This window comes from Paucibacter sp. KCTC 42545 (assembly GCF_001477625.1).
GTDB lineage: Bacteria > Pseudomonadota > Gammaproteobacteria > Burkholderiales > Burkholderiaceae_C > Paucibacter_A.
This window is the reverse complement of record NZ_CP013692.1, coordinates 2,007,380-2,023,963: the sequence shown is the minus strand read 5'-3', so window position 1 is coordinate 2,023,963 and position 16,584 is coordinate 2,007,380. Positions and strand designations below refer to the sequence as shown.

The 16,584-nt window shown below is 56.4% G+C and carries 10 protein-coding genes; 8 read left to right on the top strand and 2 right to left on the bottom strand.

Annotation, left to right across the window (positions count from 1 at the left end; translation table 11 throughout):
* The first annotated feature begins 73 nt into the window (after positions 1 to 73).
* Positions 74 to 1,390, top strand: a complete 1,317-nt coding sequence (locus AT984_RS08920) for a hemolysin family protein (protein WP_058719799.1) — start codon at positions 74 to 76, stop codon at positions 1,388 to 1,390.
* A 92-nt stretch (positions 1,391 to 1,482) separates the two neighbouring features.
* The gene (gene ligA / locus AT984_RS08915) at positions 1,483 to 3,570 is read left to right on the top strand and encodes an NAD-dependent DNA ligase LigA (RefSeq protein WP_082679900.1); all 2,088 of its coding nucleotides are present in this window, start codon (positions 1,483 to 1,485) and stop codon (positions 3,568 to 3,570) included.
* A 194-nt stretch (positions 3,571 to 3,764) separates the two neighbouring features.
* Here ligA and istB read toward each other — a convergent pair whose 3' ends face one another.
* Complete coding sequence (istB, locus tag AT984_RS08910; protein ID WP_058718811.1) at positions 3,765 to 4,502, bottom strand: IS21-like element helper ATPase IstB; 738 nt, start codon at positions 4,500 to 4,502, stop codon at positions 3,765 to 3,767.
* A 23-nt stretch (positions 4,503 to 4,525) separates the two neighbouring features.
* Entirely contained in the window at positions 4,526 to 6,076 is a 1,551-nt protein-coding gene (gene istA, locus AT984_RS08905) for an IS21 family transposase (protein ID WP_058718810.1), read from the bottom strand.
* Between the two features lie 571 nt (positions 6,077 to 6,647).
* Here istA and AT984_RS08900 point away from each other — a divergent pair.
* The 6 genes from AT984_RS08900 (at position 6,648) to AT984_RS08875 (ending at position 16,582) form a co-directional block, all read left to right on the top strand.
* Entirely contained in the window at positions 6,648 to 8,024 is a 1,377-nt protein-coding gene (locus tag AT984_RS08900) for a TIGR03013 family XrtA/PEP-CTERM system glycosyltransferase (protein ID WP_058719797.1), read from the top strand.
* Between the two features lie 54 nt (positions 8,025 to 8,078).
* Positions 8,079 to 10,217 carry an XrtA/PEP-CTERM system histidine kinase PrsK gene (prsK, locus tag AT984_RS08895; RefSeq protein ID WP_231741614.1) on the top strand — a complete coding sequence of 713 codons (2,139 nt, stop codon included), beginning with the start codon at positions 8,079 to 8,081 and terminating at the stop codon, positions 10,215 to 10,217.
* Positions 10,214 to 11,581, top strand: a complete 1,368-nt coding sequence (gene prsR, locus AT984_RS08890; RefSeq protein WP_058719795.1) for a PEP-CTERM-box response regulator transcription factor — start codon at positions 10,214 to 10,216, stop codon at positions 11,579 to 11,581. The genes prsK and prsR overlap by 4 nt, the downstream gene beginning before the upstream one ends.
* A gap of 22 nt (positions 11,582 to 11,603) precedes the next feature.
* Positions 11,604 to 14,378: an XrtA/PEP-CTERM system TPR-repeat protein PrsT gene (prsT, locus tag AT984_RS08885; protein WP_058719794.1), complete on the top strand. Its 2,775-nt coding sequence runs from the start codon at positions 11,604 to 11,606 to the stop codon at positions 14,376 to 14,378.
* Positions 14,379 to 14,474: 96 nt separating this feature from the next.
* The gene (locus AT984_RS08880; protein WP_058719793.1) at positions 14,475 to 15,770 is read left to right on the top strand and encodes a GNAT family N-acetyltransferase; all 1,296 of its coding nucleotides are present in this window, start codon (positions 14,475 to 14,477) and stop codon (positions 15,768 to 15,770) included.
* On the top strand, positions 15,767 to 16,582 hold the full coding sequence (locus AT984_RS08875) for a S1 family peptidase (protein ID WP_335338588.1): 816 nt from the start codon (positions 15,767 to 15,769) through the stop codon (positions 16,580 to 16,582). Before AT984_RS08880 ends, AT984_RS08875 begins: the two co-directional genes overlap by 4 nt.
* Positions 16,583 to 16,584 lie beyond the last annotated feature (2 nt).

The following is a 16,584-nucleotide window of genomic DNA, read 5'->3' as shown; positions in this document are numbered from 1 at the left end:
TCGGCTCGGTTCTTTGGCGGCAGTTGCTGAGGCGCTCGCTACACTCTCATCTGGGACTAACGGAGGGAGCCACTTGAGCCTAAGTTTTCTGTTCATCGCCTTGCTGATCGCTGGCAGCGCCTTTTTCTCGATGGCGGAGCTGTCGGTAGCAGCCTCACGTCGACTCAAGCTGCGCCAACTCGCCGACGAAGGCGATGCGCGTGCGGAGCGGGTGCTGGAAGTGCAGGCGCAACCGGGCCACTACTTCACCGTGGTGCAGATGGGTGTCAACACCGTGGCCATTCTGGGCGGCATTGTGGGTGAGGGGGCCTTGACGCCGCATTTCGCGGCTGCGCTGCAACTGGTGCTGGATGCGGATCAGGCGCAGAGCCTGGGCTTCGCGCTGTCCTTCATCAGCATCACCTCGCTCTTCATCGTTTTGGCCGATCTGGTGCCCAAGCGGCTGGCCATGAATGAGCCTGAGCGGGTCGCGCTGGCTTTGATCGGGCCGATGCTGGTTTTGTGCGCCTTGCTCAAACCCTTGTCCTGGGCTTTCAGCCAACTCAGCGAGGTCTTGATTCGTCTGCTGGGCCTGCCCTCGGCGCGCGACGACAGCATTACTCATGCCGACATCTTGGCCCTGGCCGAGGCGGGCAATCTTGCCGGCGTGGTGGCCGATGCCGAGCAGCAGATGATTGAGAACGTGTTCGAGTTGGACACCCGCCGGGTTGAGAGTGCCATGACGACCCGCGAGCATGTGGTGTTCTTCTCGCTGGATGACGATGACACCCTGATCCGTAACCGCATTGCCGAGGCGCCGCATTCCACCTATCTGGTCTGCGACGGCGAGATCGATCAGGTGATGGGCTATGTGGATTCCACCGATCTGTTCCAGCGCGTGTTGCGTGAGGAAGCCATCAATCTGCGCAGCAGCCAGTCGGCCGGCCTGTTGAAAAAGGTCTTGATCATTCCGGACCGCCTGACCCTGTCAGAGGCGTTGGGTCAGTTCCGCCAGGCGCATGAGGACTTTGCCGTCATCGTCAACGAGTACAGCTTGGTGGTGGGCATCATCACCCTGAACGATGTGATGAGCACGGTGATGGGCAATTTGGTTGCCTCGCATGACGAGGAGCAGCAAATCGTGCGTCGTGACGATGGCTCTTTTCTCGCCGACGGCATCACGCCCATTCCCGAAGTGCAGCGTGCCTTGGAGTTGGAAGCATGGCCTCATGCCGGGCAGTACGACACCCTGGCCGGCTTCCTGATGGTGATGCTGCGCCGCATCCCCAAGCGCACCGATCAAGTGGTGTGGGAGGGCTGGTGCTTCGAAGTGGTGGACGTGGACAGCCACCGGGTTGACCAGGTGATGATCGCCCGCGTGCCGGTTCGAGATGATGGCGCGGGGGTGTGAGCCCATCGGGCATTGACTTGAGCTGCGGCTGATCTGGTTGGCGTTCTTAGCTTGGGTGAAACGGATCAGTCATTTGCAGGCAGCGCGCCGGCTTGAATGACAATCCGGCTATGAGTCAGTTGCCAAGCCCACCCCCTTCAAGTTCCACCCCGTTTGCCTCGCCCGCCGAACAAGCCACCAGCTTGCGCGAGGTCTTGAATCACCACGCCCATCTGTACTACGTGCTGGACCAGCCCAGCCTGCCGGATGCCGAGTACGACCGCCTGTTTCAAGCCCTGCAGGCCTTGGAGCGTGAACACCCCGAGTTGCTGACGCCGGACTCCCCGACTCAGCGCATCATCGGGAAGGTGTTGGACGGCTTTGCCCCCGTACGCCACGCGGTGCCCATGCTCAGCATTCGCACCGAAACCGATACCGAGGCCAGTGGCGCCCACAGCTTTGACCAGCGGGTGCGCAAGCAGCTGGAGCTGGATGAGACTGCGCCGGCCGTGGAGTACGCCGCCGAGCTGAAGTTCGATGGCCTGGCCATCAATCTGCGTTACGAGTTCGGCGTGCTCAAGCAAGCGGCCACCCGTGGCGACGGCGAGACCGGCGAAGACGTCACGCAGAATATCAAGACCATCGGGCAGATTCCCCTGCGGCTCAAATCGGTGGATGCGCCGGTGCTGGAGGTGCGCGGCGAGGTGTTCATGCGCCGCGAAGATTTCGAGGCCCTGAACGAGCGGCAGCGCCAGGCCGGCGAGAAGACCTTCGTTAACCCGCGCAATACCGCTGCCGGTGCGGTGCGCCAACTCGATCCCGCCTTGGCTGCGCAGCGCCCTTTGAGCTTTTTTGCCTATGGGCTGGGCGAGGTCAAGGGTTGGGACTTGCCTGCCACGCACAGCGCCATGTTGGACGCTTTGGCTGCCATGGGCTTGCCCGTTTGTGCGGACCGCGCGGTGGTGCAGGGGGCGGCAGGGTTGGTGGCTTTTCACCAAACCATGGGCGCCAAGCGCGACAGCCTAGCGTTTGACATCGACGGCATTGTCTACAAGGTCAACAGCCTGGCCTTGCAGCAGCGCCTGGGTTTTGTGACCCGCGAGCCGCGCTGGGCGGTGGCCCACAAATACCCTGCGCAGGAACAGATCACGCGATTGAACGACATCGAAATCCAGGTCGGCCGCACCGGCAAGCTCACGCCGGTGGCCAAGCTGGAGCCGGTGTTTGTGGGCGGCACCACGGTGTCCAACGCCACCTTGCACAACGTCTTCGAACTGCGCCGCAAAGGCGTGCGGGTAGGCGACCAGGTGATTGTGCGGCGCGCCGGTGATGTGATTCCCGAGGTGGTGGGTCGTATGCCCGGAATGCGCGCCAGCTATGTGCCTAACTTTCGGATTCCGCGCGCTTGCCCGGTATGCGGCAGCGAGGTGCTGCGCGAGCGAGGCGGCATGGACTACCGCTGCAGCGGCGGCATCTTTTGCCCGGCCCAACGCAAGCAGGCGATGCTGCACTTTGCCGGCCGTCGCGCCATGGATATCGAAGGACTGGGCGATAAATTAGTGGAGCAGTTGGTGGACGAAGGCATTGTCAACAGCCTGCCGGGCCTCTACAAACTCGGCGTGGGCAAGCTGTCGGCACTGGCGCGGATGGCGGACCGCAGCGCCTTGAATCTGCTCGAGTCGTTGGAGAAGAGTAAACAAACGACCTTGGCGCGCTTCTTGTTCGCTTTGGGTATTCGCCAAGTGGGCGAGGCCACGGCCAAGGATTTGGCGCGCCAGTTCGGCTCGCTCGATGCGTTGATGGCTGCCAGCGTTGAACAATTGCTGGAGGTCCGCGATGTGGGCCCCATCGTGGCGCAAAGCATCCATCACTTCTTTGCCCAACCGCATAACCGCGAGGTGGTGGAGCAATTGCGTGCTGCCGGTGTGCAATGGCCCGAAGGGCAGGGCGCGGCTGCCGATCAGGGCCCCAAGCCCTTGCTGGGCAAAACCTTGGTGCTGACTGGCACTTTGCCAACCTTGTCGCGGGACGCGGCTAAGGACCTGATTGAAGCTGCCGGCGGCAAGGTGAGTGGGTCGGTCTCCAAAAAGACCGACTTTGTCGTAGCGGGCACTGAAGCAGGCAGCAAACTCATCAAAGCGCAGGAGCTTGGCCTCAGCATTCTTGATGAAGCCGATCTGCTCAATTTGCTCAACGGTTAATCCCGCTTTCGGGTCTTTTTACTGCGGATTTCAGCGATCCCGGACAGTCATTTCAGCGTGATGGCGGACAGCGTTTCAAACTGATCGCGGACAGTTTGGGTGCGCGCAAGTGCCTGGGTTGATGGTAGCTCAGGTGTCCGCGATCAGCCTGAATTGGGCTGGCCCGGACGGTTCTGCGGTGGTTGGTTTGGTGCTCATACCGAGTCCTGTTTCTTGCGCAGCGACTCGCCCTTGAGCGCGATCTTTTGTGCCGAATGGACGATCCGGTCCAAGATGGCATCGGCCAATGTCGGGTCATCCAACCATTGGTGCCAGTTTGAGACGGGTAGCTGACTGGTGATGAGCGTCGAGCGGCTGCCGACCCGGTCGTCGAGCAACTCCAGCAGGTCGTTACGGTCGGCCGCCGTGACCGGTGCAATCGCAAAGTCATCGATGACCAGCAGGTCAATGCGCGCCAGTTGTGCCAGGCGCCGGCCGAAGGAGCCGTCGCCGTGGGCCACCCGCAGCTCTTCCAGCAGCCTCGGCGCCCGCGTGTACAACACCGCGAATCCCTGGCGTGCCGCCTGCTGGGCCAGCGCGCATGCGAGCCAGGTCTTGCCGCAACCCGTGGCCCCGGTGAGCAACACGTTGTGGCCGTGGCGCAGCCAGTCGCAGCCCGCCAGTTGGGTGATGAGGCTGCGATCCAGCCCGCGCGAGCCTCGCCAGTTGATGTCCTCGATGCAGGCGCTGCTGACCTTGAGCTTGGCCGCCTTGAGCAGCCGGGCCAGGCGTTTGCCGTCGCGCCAATCGACCTCGCGTTGCACCAGCATGGCCAGCCGCTCCTCGAAGGACAGCTCGGCCGCTGCCGTGCGGGTGGCGCCATCGGTAAGCGCCTGCACCATGCCGTCTAGGCGCAGGCTGCGCAGTTGATCCAGGGTGTGTTCGTTGAGCAAGAGCTTCTCCTTCTTCAGTGGGGTCAGTGGTAGTAATCGGGGCCGCGCACGTTGTCATGCAGCGGGAGTGCGGCCTGCGTGGCTTGGGCCGGCGCGGCTTGCCGGTCCAAGCCGGTGGCCAGGATCGACTTGACGCTTTGGTAGGTCGGCGAGCGAATCGACATGGCGCGAACGCAGGCCGCTTCCAGCCGCTCGTGGCCGAACTGGCGCGCCAGGCTTTGCAGGCCGAGGCAGGAGCGGTAGCCTTGCTCGGGGTGCGGCCGGTGTTCCATCTGCCAGCGCACCACGGCGGCTGTGGCCACGCCGATGTGCTCACCCCAAGCGATGAGCTTGGCTGGGGTCCACTCTCGGTGCGCCCGGTGGGAGGCCGGCATGTGCTCGGGCGCCGTCGTGTGCGCCCCGCGCCGGACGCTGTAGGCGTGCACGGCCACGCGTTGCTGGCCCGCCAGAATCTCCACCGTGGTCGAAGTGATGCGCAACTCGACCTGCTCGCGCACCAGCCGGTGCGGCACGCTGTAGTAATGGCCATCGAGTTCAACGTGATAGTCAATATTGACCCGGGCGCGCTTGAAGCGGGCGATGGGCATGCGCGCTGCCGGCAGGGGTTTGAGCAGCGGCCGATCCAAGGCCGCGAAGGCGCTGGCCCGACAGCCGGGTAGCTTCTTGAACGGCCGAGCGTTCAGGTCCACCAGCAACTCCCGGACAGCGGCGTTGAGCTCAGCCAGGGTGAAGAAGCGCCGGTGCCGCAGCCGCGCCAGAATCCAACGCTCGACGATTTGCACGCCGACCTCCACCTTGGGCTTGTCGCGGGGATGAGCAGGACGCGCGGGCAGCATCGCCACGTCGTAGTGGTCGCAGAACTCTTCGACCAGACGGCTAGGCGTGGCCTCGTAGCGGTCGGGCCGGGCGATCAGGGCGCGCGCCTGATCCGGCACGATCAGCCGGGGCACGCCACCCATGAACTCCAGCGCATCCATGATGGCGCCGACCCAGTCGGCTGCTGTCTGTGTCGGCGTGGCGCAGGCGAAGGTGTAGTTCGAGGCGCCGAGGACGGCCACGAAGATCTGCGCTTGCCGGATCTCGCCGGTGGCAGCGTCCACCAAGGGCACAGTCTGGCCGGCGTAGTCAATGAACAGGCGCTCGCCGGCCGGGTGGACCTGGCGCATCGAGCGCTTGAGGCCGGTGACCCAGGCGCGGTACTTCACGCAGAAGCTGGTGTACTTGTAGGCTTGCGAGCCGGCGTCGGTCAGACCGCGCTGGTACTCCTCCCAGAGCAATTGCAAGGTGACGCCGGGGCGCTTGAGTTCCTGGTGGACGAGGGCGAAGTCGGGCTCAAGCTGGGTGCTGGACCGAGGCACAGCGGGGCCGTACAAGCGAGCCTCCAAGGCGGCATCGTCCAGCGTCTGGGCGGCGGCCCAGTCCACACCGGCGGCGCGGGCCTTCATAACGACGCTATTGACGGTCGACTTGGCGATGCCAAGCACGCGCGAACACTCGCGCATGCTCAGGCCAGATTCAAGGTGAAGTCGAAGGGTTTGTCGAAGTTGGCGCATGTGAATCCTGGGAGTGGGCATGACGGACCGAAAAATCGGTCAGCATGCCTACGGCTCAGGTCACTTGCGCGCGCCAGGGGTGTCCGGGATCAGTTTGAAACGCTGTCCGCGATCAGCCTGAAATGGTGTCCGCCTTCGTCTGAAACGCTGTCCGCGTTCCGCTGAAATGGGTGGCCGGGATGGGCTGAAATACGCATTTTTACCTATTGCGCGGCCCAGACTGTTTCCATTTCGCCCAACTTTTCAAGAAGCCTCACGCGCTTGTGCAAAACGCACGGTCGTGACCCAGTTGCTTCCCGCGAAAGGCAATTCCTGCGCTCTACTGCGCAACGGTCGCGTATGCAGCGTTGCGATGGGCTCATTAGAGTCCGCGAAGTGAGAATTTCTACTCAGCCGCACCCTTCAAACGGGGGGCTTTCAATGGGGCCTTGTGCAGGCATGATCACCTCGCAAATCCAGCAAAGGCTCAGCGCAAGATTTGGCTAGATTTGGGTTCGTAAGGCGGCTTCAAGTTGTCATGAGACGGTCGTCTATTTGACATGTTTTGAAGCGCCAACGAATCAGATGCAGTCGGAATTCATAGGGGAATGACATGGTCCGGATTTTCAGTCACTACCTGCACAGGCAGACACTGCTTCATGTCCTTTTCGACTTGGGCTTGATCCTGTTCGCCGTCGTTGCCGTGGTGCTCAGTCAAGGCGATGGCGTGGCCTCCACGATTCCTTTCGTGGCGTCACATGGCCTGTCCCTGGCTGGCTGCATGTTCATCATCAATTCGGCAAGTGGTCTCTACCAACATGTCCACAATCGTTCGATCACCGAATCCTGTGCCCGGGCGCTGCTGGGCTTGATGTTTGGTCTGCCACTTGCTTACGCCATTTTCAGTTTCCTGCCGACCAATGCGGGCCACCGTGAACTGATTACCCTGGGCGCCATGGTGGCTGTGGCTGCAGTGATGGTGCACCGGGTGTACGCGGCGCACTCTGCGACGCAAACCCGTAGCCGAATCCTAATTTTTGGTTGCGGTGCAGCAGCAAAGTCTGTTGGTGCCACGTTGAAGGCATCTGACCCCCAGGCGCAAATCGTCGGCTATCTTCCCGGTCCCAACGAAGAAAGTTCCTGCATCGCCGATGATCAAATCATCCAGATGCAAGGCACCTTGACGGACACCGCTCGCCGTCTCAATGTCAATGAAATCGTGGTCGCCTTGTCGGAACGTCGCGGTGGCAGTATGCCCTTGCGCCAGTTGCTTGATTGCAAGCTGTACGGTATTCGCGTCGTTGATATCGCCACGCACTTCGAAAAGACTCTGGCGCAGATCAAGATTAGTCACGTTAACGCCGGTTGGTTGATTTTCGGCGATGGCTTCAATCAAGGCGTGGTGCGCACCGCCATCAAGCGCGTGTTCGACGTCATCTCTGCTTCGCTCATTTTTATCGCCGCCTTGCCGGTCATGCTGGTTACTGCGGTGTTTATCAAGCTGGAGTCCACCGGCCCAGTTTTCTACCGCCAGGAGCGGGTAGGCCTGAATGGCAAACCATTCAAGGTGATCAAGTTCCGCAGCATGCGAACCGATGCAGAAAAGGATGGCAAGCCACGTTGGGCGACGCTCAATGATGACCGGGTGACCAAAGTTGGTCGATTCATCCGCAAGGTGCGGATCGATGAGCTGCCCCAACTGATCAACGTCCTGCAAGGCGATATGAGCATGGTCGGCCCTCGCCCTGAGCGCCAGTACTTTGTTGATGAGTTGATCAACAAGATCCCCTATTTTGCAGTTCGGCAGAGCGTCAAGCCCGGTGTTACTGGTTGGGCGCAGGTGCGCTACGAATATGGTTCGACAGTTGAAGATTCGGTCGAAAAATTGCAATACGACCTCTATTACGTCAAGAACCACACCATGTTCCTTGACATGCTGATCATGCTTGAAACCGTCGCCGTGGTGCTGACGGGTAAAGGTGCCCGCTGATCGCCAAGTTTTTTCCCTGGTAACAATACCAGGGCCTCCGGCGGGCCGGGCCGCATGTTCCAATCACGCATGCTGAATGGTTTGGTGGATCTCGGTCTAATTGGTGACGGCTTGGCAATGCTGGTCTATGCCGCGTTCGCTGTCTATTTCATCCGTCGTTTATGGTGGACTAGAACCGCGATTGCCAATCCGGTTTCCCTGACCTTCTTGCTTGCACTTATGTGCAGCGGGATTTGGGCTGCGTTCAACCTGGTAGGTAAATGGCAGGGTAGCCAATACCCCTTGATGCAATGGTTGACACCGTTTGCCGATTGGTTGCGCTACGGTCTCTGGTTTACCTTCCTCCTGTTACTGCTCCAGCCAAATGCCGAGAAAAGGCAGAATGGGCCAGTTTCTCAGTTCCTGCCCTTTGTTCTGGCCGGCCTTGGATTCGGTCTTGTCCTGCTGTTTGCCAGAGGATCAGATGAGAAACTAAGCAGCGATCTGGCGCGGTATTCAGCCTTTGCGCTACTGGCACAAGCAGTTCTTGGATTGCTTCTGGTCGAGCAATTGCTCCGCAATGCGACGGAAGATTCGCGCTGGAATGTCAAGCCTGTCTGTCTTGGGCTAGGCACCATCTTTGCGTTCGATTTGTTTACCTATTCACAGGCCGCCCTTTTCCGCCAATTTGATGGCGATGCCTTGGTGGTTAGGTCCGCTGTCCATGCCTGCGCCGTCCCGGTGCTTTTTGTCGCATCCCGGCGCCATGTCAATTGGCTGGAAAAGCTACATGTCTCCCGAGCCGCAGTCTTCCATTCGGCTAGCCTTTTGCTGGTGGGCAGCTATTTACTGCTCGTTTCGGCGATCGGATACTACGTTCGATTTACCGGTGGCGAATGGGGGCGGGCCTTGCAACTGGCCTTGGTATCGGGAGCCTTGTTAGCCCTTGCCGCGCTGGTTCTGTCTGGTTCCATGCGATCTAGACTTAAAGTCTATATCAGTAAAAACTTCTTTAATTATCGGTATGACTACCGCGAAGAATGGCTCCGCTTTACCGCGACCTTATCTTCAGATGACCCATCGCAAGGCATGGGTGTCGTGGTGGTCAGGGCTTTGGCGAATTTAGTGGAAAGCCCCGCCGGAGCTTTATGGTTGCAGCACAACTCAGACCAAGTGTTGAATCAAACGGCGCGATGGAATTTGCCGGTTGATACCAACCATGAGCCCATCAACTCGCAGTTCAGTGAGTTTTTGCGCAGCCAGGCATGGATCCTCGACTTGGACCACATCCGTGCCAATCCGGCACAGTACGCCAATGTACACGTCCCGGCTTGGTTGCTCGGTGATACGAAATACTGGTTGTTGATTCCTCTTTTGGTGGGTGAGGAATTATTTGGCTTCGTGATCTTGGGGCATGCGCGTGCCACCATCGAAATCAATTGGGAGGTTCGGGATCTATTGAAGACCGCCAGCCGTCAAGCGTCCAGCTATCTTGCGCAAATGCTCGCATCGGAAGCATTGTTGGAATCAAAAAAATTCGATTCCTTCAACCGAATGTCTGCTTTTGTTGTTCATGATCTTAAAAATATCGTGACTCAGCTTTCTTTGATGCTGAAGAATGCTCAACGCTTGCGAGATAACCCGGAATTTCAACAAGACATGCTCGATACTGTGGAGAATTCTTTGGCGAAAATGCGCCAATTGATGCTCCAGTTACGTGAAGGTGAAAAGCCTCACGGCATTGTCAGCGGTGTTGATCTTGCACAAATCTTGAAGCGTTTGGTCGCTACTACAGCCGCTAAAGGTAGAAAACTCGAGCTTCATTTGGAGGCGGCCGTCAGTACCCGAGGGCATGACGAGCGAATTGAGCGGGTAATCGGCCATGTGGTGCAGAATGCTTTAGATGCCACACCGCGGGGCGGGCGGGTTGTTGCGGTGCTGACACGTTCCGGAAGCCAGGCCTGTGTAAAGATTACCGACGACGGTTGTGGCATGACTGAAGAGTTCATTCAAAATCGCCTATTCAAGCCGTTCCAGTCGACAAAGGAATCGGGTATGGGAATCGGCGCTTATGAAAGCTATCAGTATCTGCAGGAACTGGGGGGCAAAATCTCAGTGGAAAGCAAAGTACAACAAGGGACGGTGGTGACCATCTTGCTACCACTTTTTCATACTTCAGCGATGTCTGAAAATTCTGAGCCTCTGCACCAATGAGTTCTGAACGCCCTTCGGCTCCATTGTTGATCGTAGAAGATGATCTAGCCCTGCAAAAACAATTGAAATGGTCCTTGGACCGTTATGAATCGGTTGTAGCGGACGACGTCGCTTCCGCGGTGTTGCAGTTCCGGCGTCACTCGCCGGCCGTGGTCACTATGGACCTCGGTTTGCCGCCAGATCAAGATTCGGTGTCTGAAGGCTTCCGATGTTTGGAGAAGTTGCTGGAGATTGACCCGGCCGTAAAAGTCATCGTCTTGACTGGGCAAAACGATCAAGACAATGCCTTGCGGGCGATTCGAATGGGCGCCTACGACTTTCTCGCTAAACCCGTGGAACCCGAAGTCCTAAGTTTGACGGTCGAGCGGGCCTATCGTTTGTATGAACTGCAACAGGAAAACCGGCGTTTGCAGACTGCGCAACAGACTGAAGCGCTAAGTGGCTTGGTGACCCGCGATCCCGGCATGCTCCGTATATGCAGAACGCTGGAAAAGGTGGCGAGCAGCGATGCCACTGTTTTATTGCTGGGTGAAAGCGGCACCGGCAAAGAGCTCTTGGCTCAAGGTCTACACGAGACCTCCAAAAGAAAGGGGCGATTCGTTGCTATCAATTGCGCAGCGATCCCCGAGAATCTGTTGGAAAGTGAGCTTTTTGGATACGAAAAGGGTGCTTTTACAGGCGCGTCAAAAACTACCGTAGGAAAGATAGAAACCGCCAACGGTGGAACTTTGATGTTGGATGAAATTGGCGATCTGCCAATGGCATTGCAAGCCAAATTACTGCGCTTCTTGCAAGAGCGGAGCATTGAACGTGTTGGGGGACGCCAGGAAATACCCATTGATATCAGGGTGCTAGGCGCCACGCATCAAAATTTGAAAAGCTTGATCAGCGAAGGCAAATTCCGCGAGGACTTGTACTATCGCTTGGCCGAAATTGTGCTTGAGATTCCGCCTTTACGGGAACGCTGTGGTGATGCAGTTTTGTTGGCCAATGTCTTTTTGAAAAAATATGCAGCAGAGCGGCGTCGGCCGACCATGAGTTTTGCTGAGGACGCGGTACGAGCCATTGAATTGCACCAATGGCCCGGGAATGTCCGGGAATTGCAAAATGTGGTGAAAAGAGCCTCCATTATGGCGGATGGGGATCGGGTCACAGTGCAAGATATTGACCTACCTGTTGAAGTCCCGGATCTTGAGTCCAATGACAGTTTCCCAAGCCTTAAGGTTGTTCGTGAAAACGCCGAGCGTGAGGCTGTGGTTAACGCATTGGCACGCTCCAACGGAAACATTGGTAAAGCAGCGTTAATGCTTGGGGTGAGTCGCCCCACTCTTTACGACTTGATGAGCAAATTGAATATAACTTGATTGTTTAACCAGGATGACACGCATGAATTTCAAAGGCCATGGCGTGACGCCATTGTTCCTGAGCTTAGTGCTCGCGCTTTCGGCTTGTTCCGGGGGGTCGGCAGAAAGTATGTTGAAGTCGGCAAAGGAGCATATTTCCAAAAAGGAATCGAATGCTGCTGTCATCCAGTTGAAGAATGCATTGCAAAAGCAGCCGGCTAATCCTGAGGCGCGCTATTTGCTTGGTAAAGTCTTGCTTGAGACCGGGGACCCAGTTGGCGCTGAAGTTGAGTTGATTAAGGCGCAAGATTTGGGTTATTCCGCCGAAGAGATTGCTCCGCATCTGGCTAAAAGCTTGCTGGCTCAAGGGAAGATTGAACCTTTGCTCACTCGCTTCGCCAAGTCAAAGTTGGTGAATCCTGCTGCGAATGCTGAGTTAAGGGCTGCGGTGGCTTTAGCCTTTGCGCAACAAGGCAAGAGCGATGAGGCAAAGAATGCACTGCAAGAATCTTTTGCTGCAGACCCGAATAATATCTCGGCGCAGTTGCTTCAAGCGCGCATGTATATCCACCAGCGCCAATTCCCGGCCGCTATGGCCGTGCTTGATAAATTAGTGGGATCGGCACCTAGCAACGCTGATGCTTGGCAGTTGAAAGGCGACGCTTTACTGGAGAGCGGAGCGCCGTCAGAAGCTGCATTGGCAGCTTACCGGCAGGCTATTAAAGTTGATAAGAAGAATCTGCAGTCGTACGTTGCAATCATTTGGACCGAATTTGGCAAGAAGGATATTGAGGCGGCTAGGAATGATATAGCGGAATTGGCGAAAATATTCCCAGATCATCCGCAGACAAGATTTTTCCTAGGCATGATTGCGCTGGAGAAAAGCGACTTGAAGGCTGCACAAGAGCAGGCGCAGTATCTTTTGAAGGTGACGCCGGATAGCCCTAGAACATTGCAGTTGGCGGGGGTTGTTGAATTCCGTAGAAATTCCCTGATTCAGGCTGAGAGCTATCTAAAGAAGTTCATCAAAGTTGCACCGGAGTCGATGCAGGCGGCGAGTCGTTTGATGTTAGGTCAAATATATAACCGAAACGGTGACCCGGCCAAAGCCTTGAACGTTTTGCAGCCTCTTCTGGTCGATGACTCGCCTTATCCTGCTGCTTTTTCTTTGGCGGCAGAGGCCTATATGCAACAGGGTGATTCGGCTGGGGCTCAGAACTATTTTTCAAAGGCGGTGAAGAGTAATCCAAAGGATATTAGGAGCCGCACCGCATTGGCTTTGGCAAAGATTGCTAAGGGCGGGGATAGTGGTTTCGAAGAGTTGAAGGCTATTTCTCGAGATGACAAAGAGATAACTGCAGATTTGGCCTTGTTTAGCTCGTACTTGAATGTCAAACGGTGGGATGCCGCCGCGCAGGTGCTCGAGACTATTGCGAAGAAACAACCAGACCGGCCGTCCGCTGAAAATCTTCGTGGTCGTATGGAAATGATGCGCGGAGACCGAGTGGCGGCGCGTGCTGCATTTGAGCGGGCGCTCAAAATTGATCCGAAGTTTTATCCTGCGGTGGCAACCTTGGCCTCTCTTGATCAGGATGATAAAAAACTTGATGCCGCAATTGCTAGATTGAAAGCATGGATCGCTCTTGAGCCCAAGGATTTGCGTGCGCAATTGAGCGTCATTGAACTTCAGTCTTTGTCTGGAAAGCCTTCTTCCGAAATTGAAGAGGCGCTGGCAAAGTTGGTCAAGGAATGGCCAAATGAGTCCGGTCCGCGCCTGTTGCTGATTCGCAAGTTAGTTGACCGCAAAGAGTTAAAAGCAGCGTTGACACTTGCCCGCGACGGGGTAATTGCCGCACCTGATCAGCCCACTATGCTTGCGACGCTTTCGCAAGTTGAACAACTGAATGGTGAGTCTAATCAGGCGGTTGCGACGGCCAACAAATGGATGGCATTGCAACCAAACTCGGTTCAGCCGTTGTTACGTTTGGCGGAATTGTATGTGGCGCTGAAGGATCCATCTGCGGCGGCGCAGAGTTTGACTCGGGCCCTAGCAATCGATGAGCGATATTTGCCTGCACAAAGAATGCTGATTGCTATTGAGGTGGGGCGAGGGCGTGTAGATTCAGCACGCAAGGTGATAAAGGTTGTTCAGACTCAACGTCCAAACGATGCCATCGGCCAGGTTTTGGAAGCTGAGTTGGAGAGTACGCAGAAAAATTGGGCGGGGGCAGTTGCCGCTTATCAGTCCGCCTTGAACAAAAACCCGAGCACAGACATAGCGATCAAAACTCACTATGCCTATCTGTCAGGGGGCAAGACGGCAGAGGGTGGCGCGTTCGCAACGCGTTGGCTGCAGAAAAATCCTTCTGATGTCGCATTTATTTATTACTTGGGTGACTTGGCATTGACGGGCAAGCAATATGCTCAGGCGGAGCAGCATTATCGGGCGGTGCTTAAATTGCAGCCTGAAAATGCTGCTGCTTTGAATAATGTTGCTTGGCTTTTGAATCTCGACAAGAAGCCTGATGCCTTGGAGTACGCTGAGCGAGCCGTTAAATTGCAGCCGAAACAAGCGCCATTGCTGGATACTTTGGCAGAAATCTATGCAAGCAGAGGACAATTGGAAAAGGCCATCGAGGTGCAAAAGCAGGCGTTGAGCCTGGCGCCGGATGCACATTTGCATCGCTTACATCTGGCAACTTTTTACGTTTCTGCAGGCAAGAAGGCGGAGGCGAAAGTGGAATTGAAGCGCCTGGCTGATTTGGGGGACAAATTTCCAGCGCAAGATACGGTTAAGAAATTGTCCATCGGGCTTTGATGCCGACGCAGTTGTTTTTAGTTGTTTGAGCCAGCAGGGCTCTGCGCGTAAATTGGCAGCGGTTGACGGTCAATAAATCATGTGTAGGGACGATGTATGACAAAGATTCGCGGCTCTAGCCTAAAGAAGAAATTTCACCAGGGTCTTCGAAAGCTCTTTGGGGTGCTGCCTGCAAATTTTCGCTTCAGCATTTACCGACGCATGGTGGAATGTGACCCGGCGCCGGATCTTCGCCTGGAATTGAAAATTGCAGATACCCAGGAGGAGTTGGAGGATTGTTTCAAGCTCTTGCATGGCGCTTATGTCGCGAGCGGATTTATGCTGCCAGATCCTTCTGGAATGCGCATCACGATTTATCACTCGCTGCCAACTACAACCACCTTGTGTGCAAAGTATGACGGTAAGGTGGTTGGCACCATTTCGATGATCCGGGAAGGTGTGTTCGGATTTCCATTGCAGTCGGTCTTTGACTTGCAGCAGGTAAAAGCTAAAGGCGGCAATATCGCAGAGATATCAGCTTTGGCTGTGCATCCGGACTTTCGTGCTACCGGGGGTGCCATTCTGTTTCCATTGATGAAGTTTATGCATCAATATTGCACGGAATATTTTGATACCCGTCATCTTGTTATTGCGGTCAACCCGGAGAAAATTGAGCTCTATGAGGCGCTGCTGTTCTTCGAGCGTTTACAGGCCAATGTTGTCGATCAGTACGACTTTGCGAATGGCGCACCTGCTGTAGGTGCGACCTTAGATTTGCATCATGCCGCGGAGATATTCAAAGCTGGATACAAAGGAAGGCCAAGTCGGAAGAATTTGCATCGCTATTTCTTCATGCAGAATTTGCCCAATATAAAATTGCCGAAGAGACGCTATTTCACAACCAATGATCCGGTCATGACGCCGGCTTTGCTTGATTACTTTTTTAATGAAAAAAGTAAAGTGTTTGAGGCGATGGATGACCGCAAGAAGTCTTTGCTTTGGTCGATTTATGACCTGATCGAGTACCGCCGAATTTTGCCAATGCTGTCTGGGACGGCACTTGAGTCGCATCCCTTGCGGCGCCATCAGCGCTATTCAATCAGGTGTCCTGCTCAAATACGCTTTGATGTGGATGGGCGTTCTAGAGAATTTGTCTTGAACATCATAGAAATTTCTCTGTCTGGTTTTCAGGCCGAATGCAGGATTGATGTTCCGCTTAAGGTTCCGGGGCATGCGAGCATTGTTTTGGGTGCTGCCGACACTTCTGAAGTTAAAGCGGTTGCACTGCGTTCGAAGGTGACAGACGTTGGTGTGTTCTATGGCTTCCGTGTCGAGGAGGCGGACGTCGTTTGGCGCTCCTGCGTGACCGCCTTGGAGATGGGGCAAACCTCGGCCGATTTGTCGCTTGCATGAGCGGAGCAGGCTCTGGTTTTAACCGCCGTTCGGTAGTTGGGTGGTTGGCTGTGGTCGGCATGCCTAGCGGGGCTCAGGAGCTCACGCCGAGCAGGGCTGGTGCCCCGGTTGATTTGCCGTCCTTGATCAAACGGTCTCGTTCTTCCGTGTTGCTTGTGGGCACTTTCGGGGAAACCGATAGTCCCCGCTTTTCGTTCCGGGGTACAGGCTTCGTAGCGGCGGAAGGCAATTTGGTGATCACCAATAAGCATGTCTTGCCGGAAGGCGGTGAGATGACTGGAGGACGGCGCTTGGTGGTTCGAGCCGCAACGGGTCCCACGGGTCGATGGGTGATGCGAGAGGTGGAAGTCCTTAAGCTTGACCGTGAGCGGGATTTGGCATTGCTGCGAGTCCAGGGCGAGGCGCTTAGTCCTTTGGCTTTGGCCTCGGATCAGGTGGCCCAGGAAGGCAAGAGCGTGGCGATTCTGGGCTTCCCAGTCGGTGGCGCGCTGGGTTTTTCTTTGGTAACCCATCGTGGCATCATTTCCTCAATCACGCCGATTGCATTGCCTCAGGCGTCGGCGCAAGCGTTGAACGAAAAGTCGATTCGAAAATTGCGCGAAGCTACGTTCAATATTCTTCAGTTGGATGCGACGGCTTATCCAGGAAATAGCGGCGGGCCGGTCATCGATTTGGAGACAGGTGCCGTGGTGGGTGTGTTGAATATGGTGCTCATTAAGGGGTCACGAGAGACCGCGTTAACGCACCCGACCGGGATCAGCTATGCGATCCCGGTTGACCTCGTCACGAAGTTGCTGGCGCGCGCGGACTGATT